17 protein-coding genes and 1 pseudogene are annotated in these 19,455 nt (G+C 34.5%); 10 read left to right on the top strand and 8 right to left on the bottom strand.

Features of this window, described 5'->3' with window-relative positions; translation table 11 throughout:
• Position 1: 1 nt before the first annotated feature.
• Both ACFSC2_RS22555 and ACFSC2_RS22550 read left to right on the top strand, forming a co-directional pair.
• On the top strand, positions 2 to 2,440 hold the full coding sequence (locus ACFSC2_RS22555; protein ID WP_379813355.1) for a zinc-dependent metalloprotease: 2,439 nt from the start codon (positions 2 to 4) through the stop codon (positions 2,438 to 2,440).
• Entirely contained in the window at positions 2,437 to 2,958 is a 522-nt protein-coding gene (locus tag ACFSC2_RS22550; RefSeq protein ID WP_379813354.1) for a DUF3347 domain-containing protein, read from the top strand. Before ACFSC2_RS22555 ends, ACFSC2_RS22550 begins: the two co-directional genes overlap by 4 nt.
• Positions 2,959 to 3,036: 78 nt before the next feature.
• On the opposite strand, the gene ACFSC2_RS22545 is transcribed toward ACFSC2_RS22550, so the two are convergent.
• The 3 genes from ACFSC2_RS22545 to ACFSC2_RS22535 form a co-directional block, all read right to left on the bottom strand.
• Positions 3,037 to 3,636 carry a DUF6624 domain-containing protein gene (locus ACFSC2_RS22545; RefSeq protein ID WP_379813353.1) on the bottom strand — a complete coding sequence of 200 codons (600 nt, stop codon included), beginning with the start codon at positions 3,634 to 3,636 and terminating at the stop codon, positions 3,037 to 3,039.
• Between the two features lie 11 nt (positions 3,637 to 3,647).
• Positions 3,648 to 4,109, bottom strand: coding sequence for a VOC family protein (locus ACFSC2_RS22540; protein ID WP_379813352.1), 462 nt, complete (start codon positions 4,107 to 4,109; stop codon positions 3,648 to 3,650).
• A 65-nt stretch (positions 4,110 to 4,174) separates the two neighbouring features.
• Positions 4,175 to 4,525 (bottom strand): VOC family protein, encoded by a 351-nt coding sequence (locus tag ACFSC2_RS22535; protein ID WP_379813351.1) that lies wholly within the window; start codon positions 4,523 to 4,525, stop codon positions 4,175 to 4,177.
• Positions 4,526 to 4,765: 240 nt separating this feature from the next.
• Here ACFSC2_RS22535 and ACFSC2_RS22530 point away from each other — a divergent pair, with 240 nt between their 5' ends.
• From ACFSC2_RS22530 to ACFSC2_RS22505, 6 genes and pseudogenes are all read left to right on the top strand, one after another.
• Positions 4,766 to 5,608 carry an AraC family transcriptional regulator gene (locus tag ACFSC2_RS22530; RefSeq protein ID WP_379813350.1) on the top strand — a complete coding sequence of 281 codons (843 nt, stop codon included), beginning with the start codon at positions 4,766 to 4,768 and terminating at the stop codon, positions 5,606 to 5,608.
• A gap of 136 nt (positions 5,609 to 5,744) precedes the next feature.
• Positions 5,745 to 6,611, top strand: coding sequence for an alpha/beta fold hydrolase (locus ACFSC2_RS22525; protein ID WP_379813349.1), 867 nt, complete (start codon positions 5,745 to 5,747; stop codon positions 6,609 to 6,611).
• A gap of 16 nt (positions 6,612 to 6,627) precedes the next feature.
• Positions 6,628 to 7,041, top strand: a complete 414-nt coding sequence (locus ACFSC2_RS22520; protein WP_379813348.1) for a nuclear transport factor 2 family protein — start codon at positions 6,628 to 6,630, stop codon at positions 7,039 to 7,041.
• Between the two features lie 40 nt (positions 7,042 to 7,081).
• On the top strand, positions 7,082 to 7,846 hold the full coding sequence (locus ACFSC2_RS22515) for a sulfite exporter TauE/SafE family protein (protein WP_379813347.1): 765 nt from the start codon (positions 7,082 to 7,084) through the stop codon (positions 7,844 to 7,846).
• A pseudogene (locus ACFSC2_RS22510) lies at positions 7,794 to 8,839 on the top strand (type I glyceraldehyde-3-phosphate dehydrogenase). The gene ACFSC2_RS22515 and the pseudogene ACFSC2_RS22510 overlap by 53 nt, the downstream one beginning before the upstream one ends.
• 41 nt (positions 8,840 to 8,880) lie before the next feature.
• Positions 8,881 to 9,495, top strand: coding sequence for a pyridoxamine 5'-phosphate oxidase family protein (locus ACFSC2_RS22505; RefSeq protein ID WP_379813346.1), 615 nt, complete (start codon positions 8,881 to 8,883; stop codon positions 9,493 to 9,495).
• A 100-nt stretch (positions 9,496 to 9,595) separates the two neighbouring features.
• Here ACFSC2_RS22505 and ACFSC2_RS22500 read toward each other — a convergent pair whose 3' ends face one another.
• Entirely contained in the window at positions 9,596 to 12,031 is a 2,436-nt protein-coding gene (locus ACFSC2_RS22500; RefSeq protein ID WP_379813345.1) for a histidine kinase dimerization/phosphoacceptor domain -containing protein, read from the bottom strand.
• Between the two features lie 281 nt (positions 12,032 to 12,312).
• Here ACFSC2_RS22500 and ACFSC2_RS22495 point away from each other — a divergent pair, with 281 nt between their 5' ends.
• Positions 12,313 to 14,265: a sigma 54-interacting transcriptional regulator gene (locus tag ACFSC2_RS22495; protein WP_379813344.1), complete on the top strand. Its 1,953-nt coding sequence runs from the start codon at positions 12,313 to 12,315 to the stop codon at positions 14,263 to 14,265.
• Positions 14,266 to 14,416: 151 nt separating this feature from the next.
• Here the strand turns inward: ACFSC2_RS22495 and ACFSC2_RS22490 are convergent, their stop codons facing one another.
• Genes ACFSC2_RS22490 through ACFSC2_RS22475 form a run of 4 tightly spaced genes read right to left on the bottom strand, consistent with a single transcriptional unit; the run spans position 14,417 to position 18,180 of the window.
• Positions 14,417 to 14,836 (bottom strand): DoxX family protein, encoded by a 420-nt coding sequence (locus ACFSC2_RS22490; RefSeq protein WP_379813343.1) that lies wholly within the window; start codon positions 14,834 to 14,836, stop codon positions 14,417 to 14,419.
• A 2-nt stretch (positions 14,837 to 14,838) separates the two neighbouring features.
• Entirely contained in the window at positions 14,839 to 16,620 is a 1,782-nt protein-coding gene (locus ACFSC2_RS22485) for an amidohydrolase (RefSeq protein ID WP_379813342.1), read from the bottom strand.
• 53 nt (positions 16,621 to 16,673) lie between these two features.
• Positions 16,674 to 17,363 (bottom strand): isochorismatase family protein, encoded by a 690-nt coding sequence (locus ACFSC2_RS22480; RefSeq protein WP_379813341.1) that lies wholly within the window; start codon positions 17,361 to 17,363, stop codon positions 16,674 to 16,676.
• 25 nt (positions 17,364 to 17,388) lie between these two features.
• Positions 17,389 to 18,180: an alpha/beta fold hydrolase gene (locus ACFSC2_RS22475; RefSeq protein ID WP_379813340.1), complete on the bottom strand. Its 792-nt coding sequence runs from the start codon at positions 18,178 to 18,180 to the stop codon at positions 17,389 to 17,391.
• A 389-nt stretch (positions 18,181 to 18,569) separates the two neighbouring features.
• Here ACFSC2_RS22475 and ACFSC2_RS22470 point away from each other — a divergent pair, with 389 nt between their 5' ends.
• The gene (locus ACFSC2_RS22470; RefSeq protein WP_379813339.1) at positions 18,570 to 19,427 is read left to right on the top strand and encodes an alpha/beta fold hydrolase; all 858 of its coding nucleotides are present in this window, start codon (positions 18,570 to 18,572) and stop codon (positions 19,425 to 19,427) included.
• The last annotated feature ends 28 nt before the right edge of the window (positions 19,428 to 19,455 follow it).

Raw genomic sequence — 19,455 nt, 5'->3', positions numbered from 1 at the left:
AATGAAGAAACTATTTATTTTACTAATCATGCTGACTGCCGGACAGCAGCATGGTTTTGCTCAAACTCCCGAAAAAAAGGCAGATAGTACAAGTACACAGCCAAAAGGCATGCAGCCTTACAACAAGATTATTACAGACAAAGCCAAAAACAAAGCTGGGCTTTTTACTGTAAGTCAGGTGGATACTAAGTATTATTTTCAAATTCCAGACAGTCTCTTTAATCGATATATGCTGGTTGTAACGCGATATCTTTCTACTCCAGAAGGAATAGGGATTTTTGGCGGTGAAAAAGCAAATGAGCAGACTATCTATTTTGAAAAAGGAGCAAATAATACTGTTTATCTAAGATCATTACAATACAGGCAAGATGTTCGCTCGTCTGAATCTATGCTTGCAAAAGCATTGGCAAACAGTAATGAAAACCCGATTGTAGCGGCTTTTCCAATCAAAACAACCAATCCAGACACAAAAGCGTTGGTTATTGATGTAACCGATGTTTTTAAGAAAGACAATGCCATGTTTGCTATAGAAAGCAAAGAGAAAACAGAAAAAAAACTAACGTCTCTTGCCGACGACAAATCTTTTATCGAAAATATCGATTCATATCCAATTAATATTGAAGTAAAAACAACAAAAACGTATACAAGTTCTACCTCAAGCAGCGGCAGTATAACATTGCGTTTAAATACTTCAATTGTACTGCTTCCAAAAACGCCGATGCGTAAGCGTTTATTTGATGAAAGAGTAGGGTATTTTGCTAATAAATATGTGCTGTTTGACGATGACGAACAAAGAGCGCAGAAGAAATTTATTGTACAGCGTTATCGTTTAGAGCCAAAAGACAAAGACATCAAAAAATATTTGAGAGGCGAATTGGTTGAACCGAAAAAGCAAATTGTCTATTATATTGATCCAGCAACGCCAAAAAAATGGAGACCGTATTTAATTGCAGGAATCAACGATTGGCAGAAAGCCTTTGAAGCGGCTGGTTTTAAAAATGCAATAGTTGGTAAAGAATGGCCGGAAGACGATAAAACAATGAGCTTAGAAGATGCACGATATTCTGTAGTAAGATATCTTGCTTCTGAAACACCAAATGCTTATGGACCAAGAATCAGCGATCCGAGAAGTGGTGAAATTATAGAAAGTCATGTTGGATGGTATCATAACGTGATGAAATTAGTGCAGAGATGGTACATGATTCAGGCGGGACCTTTAGATCCAAGAGCTAGAAAAATGCATTTGGATGATGACTTAATGGGACAATTAATCCGTTTTGTTTCTTCGCACGAAATCGGACACACGATTGGTCTGCGTCATAATATGGGAGCCAGCAGCGCTACTCCGGTAGAAAAACTTAGAGATAAAAAATGGGTAGAAGAAAACGGCCACACCGTTTCGATTATGGATTATGCCCGTTTTAATTACGTAGCACAGCCAGAAGATAATATTAGTCCGCAAGGCATTTATCCACGTATTGGAATGTACGATAAATGGGCCGTAAAATGGGGTTATAATTATTATCCAAATGCCAAAGATGAATTTGAAGAAGAAACAATCCTTGCAAAATTAACAACAGACAGCTTAACCGCTAATCCTAAATTATGGTTTGGAGGCGAAGGTAAAGACGAAGACCCGCGCAGTCAGTCAGAAGATCTTGGGGATGATTCTGTATTAGCAAGCGACTATGGAATTAAAAATTTAAAACGAGTAGTTCCAAATCTTATTCAGTGGACGTATCAGCCAAACGATGCTTACGATAATTTGTCAGATATGCATAAAGCGGTTGTGGGGCAATATTCAAGATACTTGTATCACGTATTAAAAAATATTGGTAATAGTTACGTAACCAAAAGAACTGTTGATGAAAAAGGTATTGTTTACCAGCCAGTTCCAAAAGCTAAAGTAAAAGCAGCAATAGGATATGTAGGAAGACAATTGTTTGAGGCACCTCTTTGGATGTATCCACAGGAAATAGAGCAGCTTGTTCCGCTAAAAGCGGCAGAGCAGATTTCAGATCAGCAGAATCAGGTTTTAAATATGCTTTTAAGTTCTGGAATGCTTTACAACATCAGTCTAAAAGCAATGCAGTCAGAAGGAGCTTATACGGTTCCAGAATTTCTAAACGATTTGCAGCAGACAGTTTGGGTAAAATTCAGCGGCAACGAAAAACAAGATTTTTACAGACGCAGTTTACAACGCGGTTATATTGAAAAATTAGGAATGTTGTTATTGCCTAAGGAAGTAGAACCAGGAAAAGCTTTAAATGCAGCACAACGAAGCGATGTTAGATTATATGGCAGACAGCATCTTTTGAAATTAAAAACAGAAGTTACCAAATCGATGAATGCTGCAACAGGATTTAACAAAGATCATTACGAAAGTATTTTATTAGAAATAGATAAAATCATCACCAAATTAGATAAACCTACATCATGAAAAAAATATTCGTTATAACGTTAATTCTCCTAAGCGCGTTCGCTAATGCTCAATTAACTTCAAAAGAAGAAGTGCTTCCAGAACAGGTGGCAAAACGCGAGACAGAAAAAAAGGAAATCACAAAAAATTATCTGGCTCTTAAAAACAGTTTTTTGACTTCTGACAGTCTTGCTGTGGTTAAAAATGCAGAAGCGTTGAAAAACTCATTAAAAAACTTCAAGTTTAAAAAGCTGTCCCTTGAAAAAATGAACGAAGCAACAACGTCAAGAAGAGAAATTATGGAGTTGGCTTCGCAGCTTACCGCTACAAAAAATATCAATAAACAGCGTAAAATATTTGAAACACTTTCTGTTAAGTACTGGGATCAGGCATCAAAATTTAAAGCGGCAGATGCAACTTTATATTTACAAGTCTGCCCAATGACAGGCGCAGTCTGGACAAGCGACAGTAAAGAAATTAAAAACCCCTATTATCCCAAAAATATGCTGACCTGCGGGGAAGTTAAAGGAAGCATATAATTTTTATTTTGATTAGTTTGATAAATACGGTATTCTGAATAAGAAGCCGTATTTGTTTTTCTAGTAAATTCATCTGCTTTAGATAATCCAGCCGACTCTTTTTTTCCACTCATAAATTTCAAATTTTCTGATTTCAAGATCTTCTGGAGGGAATTGATTTTCGTTTTGGGCACGCGTCCTGATATTTTCGGTCTGTTCTTCAAGCGAGTTCAAACCGATCCTTTTTCTTCTTTGATTTACACTTTCAAAATCATCAAAAGTATTCGGACTTAACAATCCATTTTCATCCCAGTCAAATTGAGTTCCGTAAAGCTGTGGTTTATCTTCAAAAACAGCTATTCGGTCCGTCAGATAAGCGAGATTGATTTCAGAGGCCTTATTTTCATTAACAGCTTTTACTAACAATTTCAGGCATTTTTTCATAAATTCAGGTTTGCTGATTGCATGTTGAATTACAAGCCAAGCTGCTTCACTAGCTTCTTTGCCCACTTTATCAATTGTCGGATAACCAATTTTATCGATTATTTCATTTAGCACTGCAGCATTTTGGTTATGTAATACTTCCATTTCTGCATTATATCCTTCGCCCAATTTTTTAGCAGCGATAAGTATTTCCCTAAATTCTAAATCTTTATTCTTAAGATCAATTATTGTTGCCACAAATTTTTGATATTCCATTTTAATGAAAGTTAAGATTTAGAAAAAGCATCAATCATAAAGTGGTTAAGACTATTTTCTTCTAATATTTCGATAGAAAATTCGCCAAAACGTTTCGGAAGCCAGATAATTTTAACGCCGCTTGGAGAACTCAAATCTTCTCTAGATAAAGGATTTCCATTCTCATCTTCTGGCTGCACACCGCTTGCTGTCAATTCATCAAAAGCAGTTTCAATATTAATAGTAGAGTAGCAGTGTCTGTAAATAGTTCCTTCACCTTTAGTATCCATTAAGTCTTTAAGATTTCCAGAAAAAGGCTGTACAAGCATAAAACGTTCTAAACCCATTTTTACAACCGCATAGACCACATGAAGTTCGTTTCTTTTCCATTCAAATTTCTTTGAAATTTCGGCATTAAATATTTTAGAATAGTAAGCACATGCTTCTTCCAGATCTTTTACTAAAATATCGATGTGGCTGAATTTAAGTTCCATTTTTTTTCTGTACTAATTTATTTTTAAAAGGTTTTGGATTTTTTGTTCAGTAAATGTAAAACCTTCTAATTTTTATAAAGTTCCACTTTTCTTCCATCAGGATCAATAATAATCGCCATAAAACCAAAATCAGTTTGTTTAGGCTGCATTTGAAAAGGAACTTCATTTTCTTTCAAATTATTAACAACATCATCAAAATGATCAATTGAAAACCCGAGACGTAAACTGGTATCTGGTTTTGTCTGATTTTTTTCTAAAGGATAAATTTCGAGAACCATTTGATCGATTTCTGCGGTATAATGAAAAGGAGAATTTCCATGCTGATGATAATCAAACGTAAGTCCAAATTGGCTGTAAAAATCAGCCAGCCTTTTCTGATCGTCTGTTCGCAAAACCAATAATCGAAAATTTATCATAGAAACTCATTTTAAAGTTAATCAATTAAAAATGTTCCGCTAAGTTACTAAATTGAGTCTGCTTTTTTGATTATAAACAGTCTCGATATTTCGACATCATCCTTGTATTTTCTCTTATATCGAGACTTTACAAGGCTTGCTATTATTCAAAAGACTGATATTCATTAGTAATGTTCTTTGGTATGTATTTTGGCTTTATGCTATTGTTGACAAAAACAAAATACCTTAAAGCAATTTATCATGATTTACGAAAACAATACTCTCGAGTTTTTAAAAGTTACCGAGATTACCAAATCCAGTAAAGAAAAAACTTTTGACACAGGCTCAACAGACATGACTTTTGTCTGGAATAGAGGAAATGCTACACGTATTATCGTGAATCAAATTGACTACAAACTATCTAAAAATGATATTATCATCCTCACCAATCATCATAAAATTGAAGATGCCAGTTTTGAGTCAGCAAGATTGATAAAATTCAATCTTCCTTTTATTAATCATATCGGTTTAGAAATTGAGAATAGTCTAAAAGGCGATTTGTTTTTTAATGTAACCAGCGTTCCGATATTATCTATTGAAGAAAATGAATTGGATGCTTTTGAAAACTCTTGGGATATTTTTTGCATTGAAATGAAATCCAAAGACAATCTGCAATATGAAATGCTGCAATCAATTTTAAAACGAATTATTATTCTATGCGCCAGAAAATTAAAAAAAGAAAACAAAACGATTGCAGGCGAGAAAGAAGCAGATCTTTTGAGAGACTTTAGATTTTTGGTCGAAAACTATTTTGCAAAACATCATGACGTTGCTTTTTATGCTTCAAAGCTCAATAAATCTCCCAAAACGTTATCAAATCTATTTTCGTCTTTATCAGACCGAACACCGATTGATATTATTCACGAAAGAATCATGGTGCATGCGCGAAAACAGATTTACCACACCACAAAATCCATAAAGGAAATCGCCTATGATTTGGGCTATGAAGACATTCAAACTTTCAGTCGATTTTTTAAAAATAAAGAAGGTTTGTCACCGCTTCAATATCGGGAAAGAAGTCGTGTTGCATCGAATAATTTCTAAGTTTCAGCAATAAATTTCAGATGAAGGAAAAATCGTTAAAGCATCGGGAAAATGTGTTTAATGTATTGATTTTTAGGTGTTGCATATTTGTATTGTAAGATTTAAACTTTAAAAATTAATCAATAAAATTAAACCTATGAAAACAACTTACCACACAAAGAAAATCAACGGAGTTGAAATTTTCTACAGAGAAGCCGGAGACAAGAAAAAGCCGACTTTGTTATTGCTGCATGGTTATCCAACTTCGTCTCACATGTTTAGAAATTTGATAAACGACTTATCAGATAAATATCATTTAATCGCGCCAGATTATCCTGGTTACGGAAGAAGTGAACAGCCGCCAATTGCCGAATTTAAATATACGTTTGAAAATATGGCGACGATCATGACGCAGCTTTTAAAAGAATTAGACATTCAAAAATTCAGTTTATACTTAATGGATTACGGTGCGCCGATTGGTTTTAGAATTGCCATTGCGAATCCAGAAAAGATAGACAGTTTAATCATTCAAAACGGTTGTGCATACGAAGAAGGTTTAGAAACTTTCTGGGATCCGTTTAAAGTGTATTGGAAAGACATCAACAACAAAGAAGCCGCAAACACTTTGCAAGGCTTTCATAGTCCGGACGGTTTAAAATGGCAGTACACGCACAATGTTCCAAATCTAGAACTTATTTCTCCAGACAATTGGGAAATTGATTTAAGACATTTGGAGCGACCAGAAAATAACGAAATTCAATTGGCGATGTTTTATGATTACCAAACCAATGTAACGTTATATCCTCAATTTCAGGAATATTTCAGAAAATACCAGCCAGAAACACTAATTGTTTACGGAAAAGACGATTATATTTTTCCGGGTGTAGGAGCAGAAGCTTTCAAAAAAGACTTAAAAAATCTAGAATTTCATCTTTTTGAAACAGGACATTTTGCTTTAGAAAGTTACGGAGCAGAAATAGGCGAGCTGATTGAAGATTTCTTGGATAGAAAAGTTTCAAAATAAGACAAAGACAATCAACATGGAAAAAAAATATCCATTACCGCCATTTACTTTAGAAACCGCATTAGTAAAAATTCAGCTGGCTGAAGATGCCTGGAACAGCCAAGATCCAGAACGTGTTTCTCAAGCTTATACCGTTGACAGCGAGTGGCGTAACCGATCCGAATTTATTAACGGACGCGAACAGATTGTCGCATTTCTTACAGGAAAATGGCAGCGAGAACTCAACTATAAACTAAAGAAAGAATATTGGGCACATACTGATAATCGAATTGCAGTTCGGTTTGTGTATGAATATCAAAATCAAGAGGGAAAATGGTTTAGAGCGTACGGAAATGAAAACTGGGAATTTGATGAAAATGGCTTAATGGCTAGACGATTTGCAAGTATAAACGATTTGGAAATCGAAGAAAAAGACAGGGAATTCAAATGATTTTCGAACCATAACGAAACAACTTTAGATTGAAGATAATATGAATACCTATCTGGAACTTTTATTTCTTTTTGCGATGGCCGTTATTGGCGGCGCTGTCAATGTAACTATTGGCGGTGGTTGGTTTATTATTTTTCCAAGTCTGATTTTTAGAGGAATACAGCCTGTACAAGGAACAGCAACTACGACGATTGTTCTCTTGTCGGGTTTTGTTGCTTCTTCAAAAAAGATAAAAAATACAGGAGAAATTTCGAAAACACATTTTAATTATATGCTTTCTGCCTGTACTTTGGGAGGAATTTTGGGAGCCGTTCTTTTAATTGTGTTTTCACATAAAGTGTTCGAAACGATTGCCCCTTTTTTATTGTTAGGCAGTTGGATTCTTTTTACGTTTTATAATCGTATATTTAACTTGTTTAATTCTGATAATCAATTAGTAACAAGTTTTAAGTGTACGCCTGTAAAATTGATTTCATTGTTTGTTTTAGGAATTTACGGAGGTTATTTTGGAGCTGGAATGGGAATGCTGTTATTTATTTTATTCCGTTTCTACGGTATCAAAAACAACGAGACTTTAGAGAGAGTAAGTCTGATTTTAATAGCTGTGAATAACGGAATTGCAGTACTCATTTTTATTTGGTCAGGATTGATTTTCTGGCCTTTTGCTCTTGTCATGACTGCGGGCTCTATTTTGGGCGGCTTTTTAGGAAAAGCTTGGAATGAAAAAATCAACACGCTTTTACTGAAAAGGAATGCTATTGTTTATGGAGCAACGGTTACACTTTATTTTTTGGATATCATTTAAATATATATTTATGAAAAAAATTGCAATCAATGGTTTTGGACGCATCGGTCGTGCAGCCTTAAAAATTATTACCGATACGCCTGAAATGGAAGTGGTAGGAATTAACGATCTAATGAGCATCGAAAATGCCGTTTATCTGCTTCAGAGAGACAGTGTTTATGGCAAATATGAAAAAGAAGTTACGTTTAAAGACGACACGATTTTTGTTGACGGGAAAGCAATAAAGTATACCGCAATTAAAGATCCAGCTGAACTTCCGTGGAAATCCCTGAATGTTGATGTCGCAATTGAAAGCACTGGTTTCTTTACCAATAAACCAGATGCTGAAAAACACATTCATGCAGGCGCTAAATTTGTAGTTATTTCAGGTCCGACAAAAGATACGCCAACGATTGTTCACGGTGTTAACACAGAAGAAGGTAAAGTTGCCATTTTTTCTTGCGGAAGCTGTACAACAAACAATATTGGACCAATTATAGAAATTTTAGGACGACGTATCGGTGTCAAAAAAGCAATTCTAAATACAACTCACGCTTACACAGCTTCTCAAACTTTGGTAGATGCACCTTCAAAAAGAGAACCAAGAATGGGTCGCGCAGCCGGACTTAATTCGGCACCAGCAGCAACTGGCGCAGCAGTAGCGGTTACAAAGGCGTTACCTGAGTTTGTCGGTAAATTTGATGGCATTGCGGTACGAGTTCCAGTGCCAATTGGTTCTATTTCGGATATTACTTTTGTAACCGAAAGAGCGACAACGTAGAAGAAATTAATGCCGTTTTAACAGAAGAAGCTAAAACGCCGAGATATCAGAAAGTTTTGGATGTCAGCAGTGAACAATTGGTTTCTTCGGATATTATTAAAAATACTTTTGCAGCAACGGTAGATCTCGAAATGACCAGAGTTGTAGATGGCGATTTGGTAAAAGTAATGGCTTGGTACGATAACGAATGGGGATTTACCAATCAAATGATTAGACAAATTCAGGAATTGTAATCATTTGTTATTTAGTTAAAAACAATTATTAAAATCTAGTAATGAACTATCAAGAACTTGCTTTCAGCGATGCCATAAAAGAAATTCAGGAAAAAAAGGGAAGCAGAAACAGTTATGCCCGAATGGAAAAAACGTCCTACACGGATGGTTTAACAGAATCTGAAATTGGATTTATCGAAAGTATGGACAGCTTTTATATGGCAACCTACGGCGAAAACGAATTTCCGTACATACAACACAGAGGCGGACCCCCGGGCTTTGTAAAAATCATTGATGATAAAACAATTGGTATTGTTGATTTTGCAGGAAACCGTCAATATATTTCTAGCGGCAACATTTCTAAAAATCCAAAAGTGGCAATCATTATGGTTTCTTATCCACAAAGAGCTCGTTTAAAAATGTATGCCGAAACCGAAATTATAGCTGTTGAAGCCGACAGTGAATTGTATGAAAAGCTAAAACCAGAAGATTATAAATTCAGACCCGAACAAATGATGATTTTCAAGATAAAAGCATACGACTGGAATTGTCCACAGCATATTACGCCTCGATTTTCGGTTGCAGAAATCCAAGAAGTTTTTGATCTTCAAAAAAAACATATAAGTGATCTTCAACAACAGATTAAAGATTTAGAAGCACTTCTTTCGAAAAAGTAATTATAATCTATCATAAAAGCGTGGATGAAAACGGATTCTATTATAAAATTAAAATCCGTTTTTATCCGTGTCTTCGTGATAACGAATCCGCGTCAAAATATTACGATTCGTTGTAAATCACTTCAGAAACATCTAAAATATCTTTTTCAAAAGATAATTGAAGTACAGTTCCGTTATTATTCTCGATAGAAAAATCACCTTCTAAATCTTCACTTAAACCTTCTATAAGGCTCATGCCGAATGAAGTATTTATTTTATCCGTTTTAAGCGGTATCCCGATTCCGTTGTCCTTTATAGTCAGTAAGAATCGATTGGTTTCGGTTGAAGTGAGCGAAATCGAAATTAATCCCTTCTGATTATCAGGAAAAGCATATTTTATCGAGTTGGTAACCGCTTCGTTAATAATCAATCCAACCGGAATTGCCTGTGTTACTTCGAGTTCCAGTTCTTCAATTTCAATTATAAATCGAATACGCTGATTTAAATTAAAAGCATCTCTCAAATATTCGACCAATTCATTAATGTAAATTGGCATATTTATAGAAGCAATATTTTCAGACATATACAATTTCTGGTGAATGAGTGACATGGCGTGAATTCTGTGCTGACTGCTTTTTATGGTAGAAAGTGCGAGATCATCTTCTATAAATTCCGTTTGAGAATTCAGTAAACTCATGACAGTCTGAAGATTGTTTTTTACCCTGTGATGAATCTCTTTCATCAGCCATTCTTTTTCGATCAATAAATTTTGAAGATTTTTATTCTGAAGACTGATTTCTTTTTCTTTCAATTCTAATTTTCGGTTGCTTTTTTGTTTTAACTGATAATGATTATAAAACAATCCAATAATCACAAAAAGCAATATAATAGCCCCAACCGAAAAATTAATCAAAAGTTTGGATTTGTCCAATTTGCTCTGTTGCAGCTTACTTTGACTTTCTAATTTTTTAATGTTTTCTTCTCTCTTTAAGGTTTGATATTGAACCTTTAACTCTTCAATTTTATTGTTATTAGAAATATCGTACAAAGAATCTTTTATTCTTGAGAAATTCTGATAATGTATAATGGAAGAATCGTAATTTCCATTCAAAGAATCAATCTTAAACAATGCCAGTTCCAAATCCATAAACTTCGGACTCTGATTTGTTTTCTTTTCTAAATCAACAACTTTATCAGCATAGAAAGCTGCTTTTGAGACATTTCCTTGTTGTGCGTAAAACAGTGACATTCTAGAATATCCAAATATTATCACTAATGCAGTTTGTGGTGAAAATATTTCTTGAGCTTTTTTATCCATTTCAATAAAAAACTTTTCTGCCGCCTGAGTATTTCCCATTTCTTTAAATGTAGAAGCTTTTGCAAAAGACAGAAAAAATTCATCAACACTATTTTTCGGCGGATAAGTATCGGTCAATTTGATGTAAGTAAGCGCTTCTTTGTATTTTTTCTCGTCGCAAAGTGATTTCATAATTAGATACAAACTCTTGTGCCAGCTGCCGCTATTGATACTTCGTGTACGATTATCAAAACTTTTTTTAAACAAAACAATAGCTTCTTCGTTATGACCAGTGGAGCTGTAAATATCACCCAAATGGAGATAAAAATTATCGGCACAAATAAAATCTTGAGCAGCTTCCATTGTTTCTACACTTTCAATAGCATAAAAAAGAGCCTTTTTAGGATTGTTCTTAATGTTGTAAATAAAAGTAAGCGGGGCAGTAGTATAGTGTGTATGCCTAAAACCTATTTGTTTCTGTATCTTATAAACTTCTAAAAGTTCTTTTTCTGCAAGATCAAGATTGCCCGCCCAGAAATGAATGGTCAAAATTTTCATTAATATCTCAATCTCTAATTCTTTTTCATTTAGAGATTTATAAAGTAATCTAGCTTCCGTTAATGTTTTTTCTTTGTCAGGATCATCAATTGCCAGGTACGATCCTTTATTATGTAACGCTTCCGCTAAAGCTTTTTTGTCGTTTGATTTTCTGTTTTCGTTAACTACATTCGAAAAAATCTTTTTACTCTCTGTGAGATTCGCCGCCTTTGCATAATATTTTGCCAAAAGCAGTTTACTTTGATTTTTCCATTTTAAAATTCCCAGCAAATTGCTGGCCTCAACAGCCTGATTAATATATAAAAATGCATTTTTAAGATCTTCTTTTTTTTCGCCTGATTTAAATAAATAATGACTTCCCAAATGCAGTAATAATTTTATGCGATCTGTTTTTTCTATTTTAGAAAGTACTTTCAACGCACCGCTTATATTGTTTTGATCCACCATTTCACTGCCAGATACTGGTTTTCCGTCATTATAACCTTCGTCGTATGAAAACGAAACAGGAAGTTTATTAGCTGTACAAGCCAAAACCATAGCACTGTCAATATCTACTGTTCCTTGATTTACAGAATATAAATACATAGCAGTAGCTTTAATCTGCAGTCTATTTTTCTTTACATCATAAGTTCCTGATTTGGTTTGGCTATAGCTCTGAAACGAAAGAGCTGTCATAAGAATAAAAAGATAAATTGTCTTCATTATAAATGGATAAATTGTCTTGGTAAGAAAGTGTTAAAATATAACATAAAATGCCATTTTCAAAATATCATTTTAACTTTTGTAATACTAAATTTTTATTTGTAAATCACTGATTATCAGTAATTTTTTTGATTTGTTTTCAAGGATTTTGACTTTAAAATACTATACTGATAAAACTAGTCGATTTAAATGTTTTTTTCCTGTTCTAAATAAATTTTTTAATCACATTTTTCTTAATTTTAATTTCGGAAAAAGCCCTGTTTCCTTTAAAAATATAGTATATGGAATTTCAAAATAATGCCGAAAATAAAAAGATGAAAATACTTATTGTTGAAGATCAATTTATAGAAGCAAATGATTTACGATTTATTCTTCAAAAAGCAGATTATCAAGTAATAGGAGTTGCAAAATCAGTCTCGCAAGCCTTAGAAGCTATTGAAAAAGAAACGCCGGATTTAGTTTTTCTGGACATTCGGCTAAAAGGAAAAGAAACGGGAATTGATCTTGCCAAAGAACTGAATAAGAATCATATCGGATTTATCTATTTATCTGCCAATTCTAATAAATCGATATTAGAAGAAGCCAAAAAAACACATCCTTATGGTTTTATAGTAAAACCGTTTAGAGCAAAAGATGTTTTAATTACTTTAGAAATAGCTTGTTACCGACATAAACACTCTTTAGAATCGCATTCACAGCAAGAAAATATTTTACGAGAAAGTATCGAAGCAATAAGTAATTCTCCTGTAAAATGGGACAATGCATTGATACAGCTCGCACAAATATTACAAACCTATATTCCGTTTGATTACATTCGAACAGGATTTATTACAGAAGATCCAAACCCGATTGGATTGGTTCGAAAAAACTTTGATAATTATGAAGTCATCGATGCCGATAAATTTTCGAAAATTACTGGAAAAACCAAACAAGAATTATTTGAATTAAAGGAAAACTCTCCAAAATTAGAATTTCCGAAGATTTATGAAGGAGATTCTTTTACCGAAATATTTCAAAGTTCGCCGATAAAAAGAATGATTGTGCAGTCTTTTGGACTTAAATCGTTTATTGCTTTTCCTGTGCGAATTGAAAATCAGGGAATTTTTAATTTTTTCTTTTTTTGCAGAAATTCAAATTGTTTTACCAATGAGCATCTTTCACTTCTAACAAAACTAGAAACTGTTTTTGCGAGATTTGTGACTGCAATGAATACTTCAAAAAGAGAATTTAGTACTGCAGTTGTTAAAAAGAAAGAACCAATTATTGTTAAAGAAAATGCATCAGAATTTTGTTCGATGATTGGGAGCAGTAAAAAGATTCTAACGGTTTTTGATCATATACAAAAAGTAGCGCCTTCTGAAACCTCGGTTTTAATTTTAGGTGAAAGCGGTACAGGTAAAGAAAAAGTTGCTCAAAGTATTCATCAATTATCTCCAAGAAAAAATAAACCTCTTGTGGTAATAAACTGCGGCGCCGTTCCTGATAATCTGGCTGAATCTCTCTTTTTTGGTCACGAAAAAGGCGCTTTTACGGGAGCGTTGGAAAAACGAATTGGAAAATTTGAAGCAGCAGACGGAGGCACCGTTTTTCTCGACGAAATTGGTGAAATGCCAATGCTGATGCAGATTAAATTATTACGCGTTTTACAAGAAAAAGAAATTGAAAGAGTAGGAGGAACTTCGCCTATAAAAGTAAATGTTAGAATTATTGCTGCAACGAATCGTAATTTGGAAGAAGAAATTGCAGCAGGACGTTTTAGATTGGATTTATATTACAGACTTCATGTTTTCCCGATTACAGTGCCGTCGCTGAGGGAACGCAGGGATGATATTCCGGCTTTGGTTTCTCATTTTATAAATTCATTTAGTGAATCGCTGGGTAAAAAAGCACCACAAATTACGGATCATGCATTGCAGCAAATGGAAAATTATGACTGGCCGGGAAATATCAGAGAATTAGAACATATAGTGCAAAGAGCGATTTTACTGAGCAGCGATTCTAAAATTAACGAAATACCGTTACCTGGAAATTCAAAAAAATCTGAAGAAGAAAAAACACAGGATTTTTTAATTCAGACCATTCATGAAAATGAGCGCGATTATATTACTTATATTCTAAAAAGATGTAAAGGAAAAATATCGGGTAAAGGCGGTGCGGCAGAGATTTTAAATATTCCAGCTTCTACTTTATATTCTAAAATGAAAAAACTGGGAGTAAATAGTTTAAATCAGTAAAATGGAAAGTCATTTTACTTTTCGATAAAAAAACTACGGGAATCTAATAGATTTGCTGCCACAAAAACACGATAAAAACGGATTTAGACATGTAAAAAATCCGTTTTTATCTGTTTCATAATAAGGTAATAAATATACTCAACGGATAATTTTATTTATTTAGAAGATAATAATCCAAAGAAAATTTTCCTGGTCCGACAACCATTATATACAAAAAACAAACGCTGTATATAAACGGTACATCTTTTACAGCGATCGGATCATGAAAATGCACAATGAAAAATCCCGTTAATGTAACGGCTAAAATAGGCAGTGTCGCAATTTTTGTAAATAATCCTGCTGTAATAAATAACGGCATCACGATATTGGCAACAATAGCAAAAGCCTGATTTAAGAATTCGGGCAATCCCAACGGATTTGGAACTGTTTCGGCGATAGTAACACCAATTCCGATTTTCTTAAAACCGTGCGCAATCAGTAACTCAAAAGAAATGGCTGTTCTAAAGAAAAGCAAAGCAAAATGCCTCAAATTACTATTTGAGCACATATAGGAGAGAAAATGTTCTTTCATACTTAATTTTTTTGATAACCACCATAATAATTTACTGGACTCCAATCTGGGATAGCTTTAGGAATTGCTGGCGCAAACTTTATAAAAGCCTCTTTTCCAAAAATTACTTTTCCATCCAGAATAGTTAAATCAGCAGAAATGTCTTTGATTTTTTCGGCATCAATTGTCAAATAATCATTCGAAAGTATAACAATGTCAGCCAGATAACCTTCTTTGATAGTTCCTCTGTCTTTTTCCTGACGAATTAAAGATGCGCTTCCTTGTGTATAAATCTTTAAAGCCGTGATTCTATCCAATTGATTTTCTGGAGCTGCGAATTCAATGCCGCCTAATGATTTTCCAGTAACAAGCCAATGCAATCCCACCCACGGATTGTAGCTGGCAACGCGTGTTCCGTCTGTTCCGCCACCGACTTTTATTCCCAAATCGAGCATTTTTCGAATTGGCGGTGCGTTAAGTGCCGCTTTTTTTCCGTAACGAGAAATAAAAGTTTCTGCTTGATACGCCATACGATGCTGTATCGCAATACCGCCGCCAAGTTTCTTTATCCGCAGAAGACTTTCATCAGAAACCGTTTCGGCATGATCAAAAAACCAGACTAAATCTTTTAACGGCGTTTCTTTATTGACTTCTTCAATTACATTTAAAAACCGAACAATACTTTCGTTGTAAGTGGCATGCAGACGAAATGGCCAGCGATTTTTTACCAAAGTTCCAATCACATTTTTTAATTGACTTTCCATTACCGGAAGTAATTCTGGACGCGGTTTTGTAAAATTTTCAAAATCTCCTCCAGATGCCACAAGATTTTCACCACCGCCTTGAACGTAATATTCCGTTGGTTTATCATCATCAATATGCGCGTCAATATCGACCATAGAAATCCATTTGTTATAATCTTCCAATTCTTTTCCCGGTCTTTGTGCAAAAAGATAATAGGGAAGACGCACGGTAAGCTGGTTTAATTTTGAAAGGGAATCTGTAATCGCGTAATCGTCAGGGAAATTCTGAAATCCGCCTCCCGCATCCATAACGCTGGTTACTCCCAAAGAATTCAATTCGGACATAAATAATTTAGTCGAATTTACTTTTTCTAAAGCCGTCAATTCTGGAAGTTTTGACAAAGTAGAATACAAAATAAAAGCATTAGGTTCTGCGACTAAAAGCCCAGTTGGCTGACCAAAACGGTCCTTCTGAATCAATCCGCCAATAGGATTTGGAGTATCTTCGTTAATTCCCAGCTTTTTTATCCCAGATTGATTTAAATAGGCTTCTCCATAAAGGTTTAAAATAAATCCAGGAGTATTTCCTGCCGCTTCATTAATTTCTGCTAATGTTGGTTTTCTTTTTTCTTCAAATTGATATTCAGTCCATCCGCCAACAACTCGAACCCATTGACCTTCTGGCGTTCTTTGAGCTTGTTCTTTCAATAATTGTAATGCACGGCTTACTGTTTTTACGCCGTCCCAGCGTAATTCGGTATTATAAAATCGACCTCCGCGAATGACATGAAGATGCGAATCATACAATCCCGGGATAACGGTTTTTCCTTTAGCATCAATTGTAGTTGTTTGGCTTGTTTTGAATTTTAGAATCTGAGCATTTGTGCCTACAGCAGTAATTTTATCACCATTTATTGCTATGGCTTGAGCTTGAGGCGCGGCGTCATTTAAAGTTACCACTTTAGCATTAATAATTATAAGAGAAGCTTTTTTCTGAGCCGATGCAGTAAGAGAAGATACAACTAAACAGAACAAAATGAGAAACTTAGTAAGTGTTGTCATAATTATTAAAATTAAAACCAGAGACGTTTGCCTCTGGTTGATACTATTTAGTTTTAGTGCTTAATTACTGCTCGTGCGTACTGAATGCCAATTCCGTAAGCACCGCCGTATTTAACGATTAAATCGGTTACGGCTTTGTAAGTTTCGCTTCTTGCCCAATCGCGTTGTAATTCTAAAATATATTGTAATGAAGTAATTGGTCGCGCGCCTGCTTGAACCATGCGGGTTACGGCCATTTCGTGAGCTTCTTTGGAAACATCACCGCTCGCATCTGTGATTACATAAACTGTATATCCTTCATTAATAGCTGACAATACTGGACCGACAATACAAACGCTTGTCCATAAACCCCCCATAACCAAAGTTTTTTTACCTTTTGATGCGATAGCTTTTTGTGCATTAGTATCTTCCCAGCAATTCATGGTTGTACGATCGATATAATTGGAAGACGCTTTAGGATAAAACTCCTGAACTTCTGGAAAAACGGGACCACTAAAAGTAGTTTCTGCTACCGTAGTTACAACCGTAGGAACATTAAAAATTTTTGTTGTTCCTGCGACTAATCCTGCATTATTTCTTAGTAATTCTGGATCGATATTTTTGGTAGCAAACGCCATTTGACTTTGATAATCAATCATAACGAGAGTATGGTTTGCAGGAGTCAATAAACCCGGACTTGGTTTTTGTGCAAATGCGCTTATTGATAGAAGTATTAAAACTGCGGTTAAAAGATTTTTTTTCATGATATTTATGTTTATTGATTAGTATTTATTTTGAAGTTTCTGCAGCAGCACGAATTATAACTTCTGCAACGGCTTTTGCATGAGAAACATACACGGCATGACTGGCTTTTATTTCAGTTACTTTTGCGTTGGCTCTTTTAGCCATAAAACGTGCTCCTTCAATCGGTACAGTTTGATCGTCTGTTGCAACGATATACCACGACGGTTTTGTTTTCCATGCGGCTTTGCTTATCGGTGCAACAAAAGCAGATCCTGCAATTGGAACTTGTGAATCATACAGAAAAGCCGCTTTTTCTTTGCTTAAATCAGCACAAAATCCAGAATGAAATTTTGCTTTTCCATACCAGATAAATCCATCAGCAGACGGCGCTTCAATACCTGAGTTTGGAGTTGGAGGTCCAGATTGAACGAGTTGTAATAATGTTTCTCCTGCATCGGGAACAAAAGCCGCAATGTAAACCAGACCCACAACTTTATCAGAGTTTCCAGCTTCGGTAATAATTGCGCCTCCATACGAATGACCAACTAATATTGTTGGCCCTTCAACACGGTCAATACTTCGTTTTGCAGCGGCTACATCTTCAGGAAATGAAGTGTTTGGATTTGCAACGACACTTACATTAAAACCTTTTTTGGTTAAAATTTTATAGACTTCTTCCCAGCCAGAACCATCTGCAAAAGCTCCGTGTACCAATACTATATTTTTAACCTGCTTTTGAGCAGACAAAATATTTGCCGACATGATAATTAAAAAGGTCAGTATTATTTTTTTTAAAACTGTTCCTTGCTTTCTTTTTAATTGTAATACATCTTTCATTGATTTAAATTTTGATTATTTTATCAGTTACGTTATCAAATTATAAATAGCCAATTATCAAGCCTTTTGGGTTAATGTATTGATAAATAAAGGTTTGTTTGTTTTGTGTGAGATTTCATTTGACGAAATAGAAAGACTTCAGCATATATTTCGCCGATATACCGTAAAAACTTATTTTAATAATTGTAATGAATTGATTTATTGATTTTTTTGGTTTGAATGATGTAAATTTTGGAAAGGAAAAATTGCTGCTTATTCGGGAAAATATGACTAACGAATATGTTTCGAGATGTCAGAAATTTGAAAGGTTATAGAAAGCAGATTTGCTTTTGCATAATACCTTTTCAAATAAAAACGACATCAGTTAGATGTCAATAAAATGTATTACTATGAAAAATGATGTTTATTACAAAAATGCAGTGATTAACGGTTTGGATATTTTTTACCGTCAAGCGGGAAATCCAGAAAAACCAACTTTATTATTACTGCACGGATTTCCTTCTTCTTCGCACATGTTTAGAAATTTAATTGAACTGCTTTCGGATTCTTATTTTCTAATAGCGCCAGATTATCCAGGATTTGGACAAAGCAGTATGCCCAATACAAGCGAATTTGAGTATACATTTCACAATTTGTCTTTTATTATAGAAAAGTTTATAGATAAACTGAAGCTTAAAAACATCCATTTTTATGTTCAGGATTATGGAGGACCGATTGCTTTTAGAATAGCGTCGCGCAGACCAGAATTAGTAAATTCTTTTATCATACAAAATGCAAATGCTTATTTAGAAGGACTTGGCGAAGCACTTGCGCCCTTGGCAGCTTATATAGAAAGTGACAGTGAAGAAGCCGAAAAAGGAGCGAGAGTATTTTTAAAACTTGAAGCCACAAGATGGACGTATTTGGATGGCGCTTCAAAACCCGAAAAAATAAGTCCAGATAGTTATTCGTTAGATCAATATTATTTAGACCGACCAGGAAATGATTTGATTCAATTGGCTTTATTCCGAGATTATGGAAGCAATATTGCTTTGTATTCAGAATGGCAGTATTACTTTAAAAATCAACAACCTAAAGCTGTTGTTATTTGGGGCAAAAATGATAAAATGTTTATTGAAGCGGGAGGAGAAGCTTATAGAAAAGATTTGCCAAATGCAGAAATTCACCAGTTAGAAGGTGGCCATTTTCTTCTAGAAGAACACAGCGAAACTGCTGCTAAAATTATTAAAGAGTTTATTGAGAGATAAAAATTAGTATATTAGAATTCCAAAAAAT

It is taken from the genome of Flavobacterium artemisiae, assembly GCF_042678225.1.
Lineage (GTDB): Bacteria > Bacteroidota > Bacteroidia > Flavobacteriales > Flavobacteriaceae > Flavobacterium > Flavobacterium artemisiae.
Note: the sequence above shows the minus strand (reverse complement) of the source record. Positions and strands in the feature narration are given on the sequence as shown.

Bases quoted from the DNA above. Each gene is read 5' to 3' on its own strand.
- ACFSC2_RS22555 (WP_379813355.1), top strand. From the start codon at position 2: ATGAAGAAACTATTTATTTTACTAATCATGCTGACTGCCGGACAGCAG.
- ACFSC2_RS22550 (WP_379813354.1), top strand. From the start codon at position 2,437: ATGAAAAAAATATTCGTTATAACGTTAATTCTCCTAAGCGCGTTCGCT.
- ACFSC2_RS22545 (WP_379813353.1), bottom strand. From the start codon at position 3,636: ATGGAATATCAAAAATTTGTGGCAACAATAATTGATCTTAAGAATAAA.
- ACFSC2_RS22540 (WP_379813352.1), bottom strand. From the start codon at position 4,109: ATGGAACTTAAATTCAGCCACATCGATATTTTAGTAAAAGATCTGGAA.
- ACFSC2_RS22535 (WP_379813351.1), bottom strand. From the start codon at position 4,525: ATGATAAATTTTCGATTATTGGTTTTGCGAACAGACGATCAGAAAAGG.
- ACFSC2_RS22530 (WP_379813350.1), top strand. From the start codon at position 4,766: ATGATTTACGAAAACAATACTCTCGAGTTTTTAAAAGTTACCGAGATT.
- ACFSC2_RS22525 (WP_379813349.1), top strand. From the start codon at position 5,745: ATGAAAACAACTTACCACACAAAGAAAATCAACGGAGTTGAAATTTTC.
- ACFSC2_RS22520 (WP_379813348.1), top strand. From the start codon at position 6,628: ATGGAAAAAAAATATCCATTACCGCCATTTACTTTAGAAACCGCATTA.
- ACFSC2_RS22515 (WP_379813347.1), top strand. From the start codon at position 7,082: ATGAATACCTATCTGGAACTTTTATTTCTTTTTGCGATGGCCGTTATT.
- ACFSC2_RS22505 (WP_379813346.1), top strand. From the start codon at position 8,881: ATGAACTATCAAGAACTTGCTTTCAGCGATGCCATAAAAGAAATTCAG.
- ACFSC2_RS22500 (WP_379813345.1), bottom strand. From the start codon at position 12,031: ATGAAGACAATTTATCTTTTTATTCTTATGACAGCTCTTTCGTTTCAG.
- ACFSC2_RS22495 (WP_379813344.1), top strand. From the start codon at position 12,313: ATGGAATTTCAAAATAATGCCGAAAATAAAAAGATGAAAATACTTATT.
- ACFSC2_RS22490 (WP_379813343.1), bottom strand. From the start codon at position 14,836: ATGAAAGAACATTTTCTCTCCTATATGTGCTCAAATAGTAATTTGAGG.
- ACFSC2_RS22485 (WP_379813342.1), bottom strand. From the start codon at position 16,620: ATGACAACACTTACTAAGTTTCTCATTTTGTTCTGTTTAGTTGTATCT.
- ACFSC2_RS22480 (WP_379813341.1), bottom strand. From the start codon at position 17,363: ATGAAAAAAAATCTTTTAACCGCAGTTTTAATACTTCTATCAATAAGC.
- ACFSC2_RS22475 (WP_379813340.1), bottom strand. From the start codon at position 18,180: ATGAAAGATGTATTACAATTAAAAAGAAAGCAAGGAACAGTTTTAAAA.
- ACFSC2_RS22470 (WP_379813339.1), top strand. From the start codon at position 18,570: ATGAAAAATGATGTTTATTACAAAAATGCAGTGATTAACGGTTTGGAT.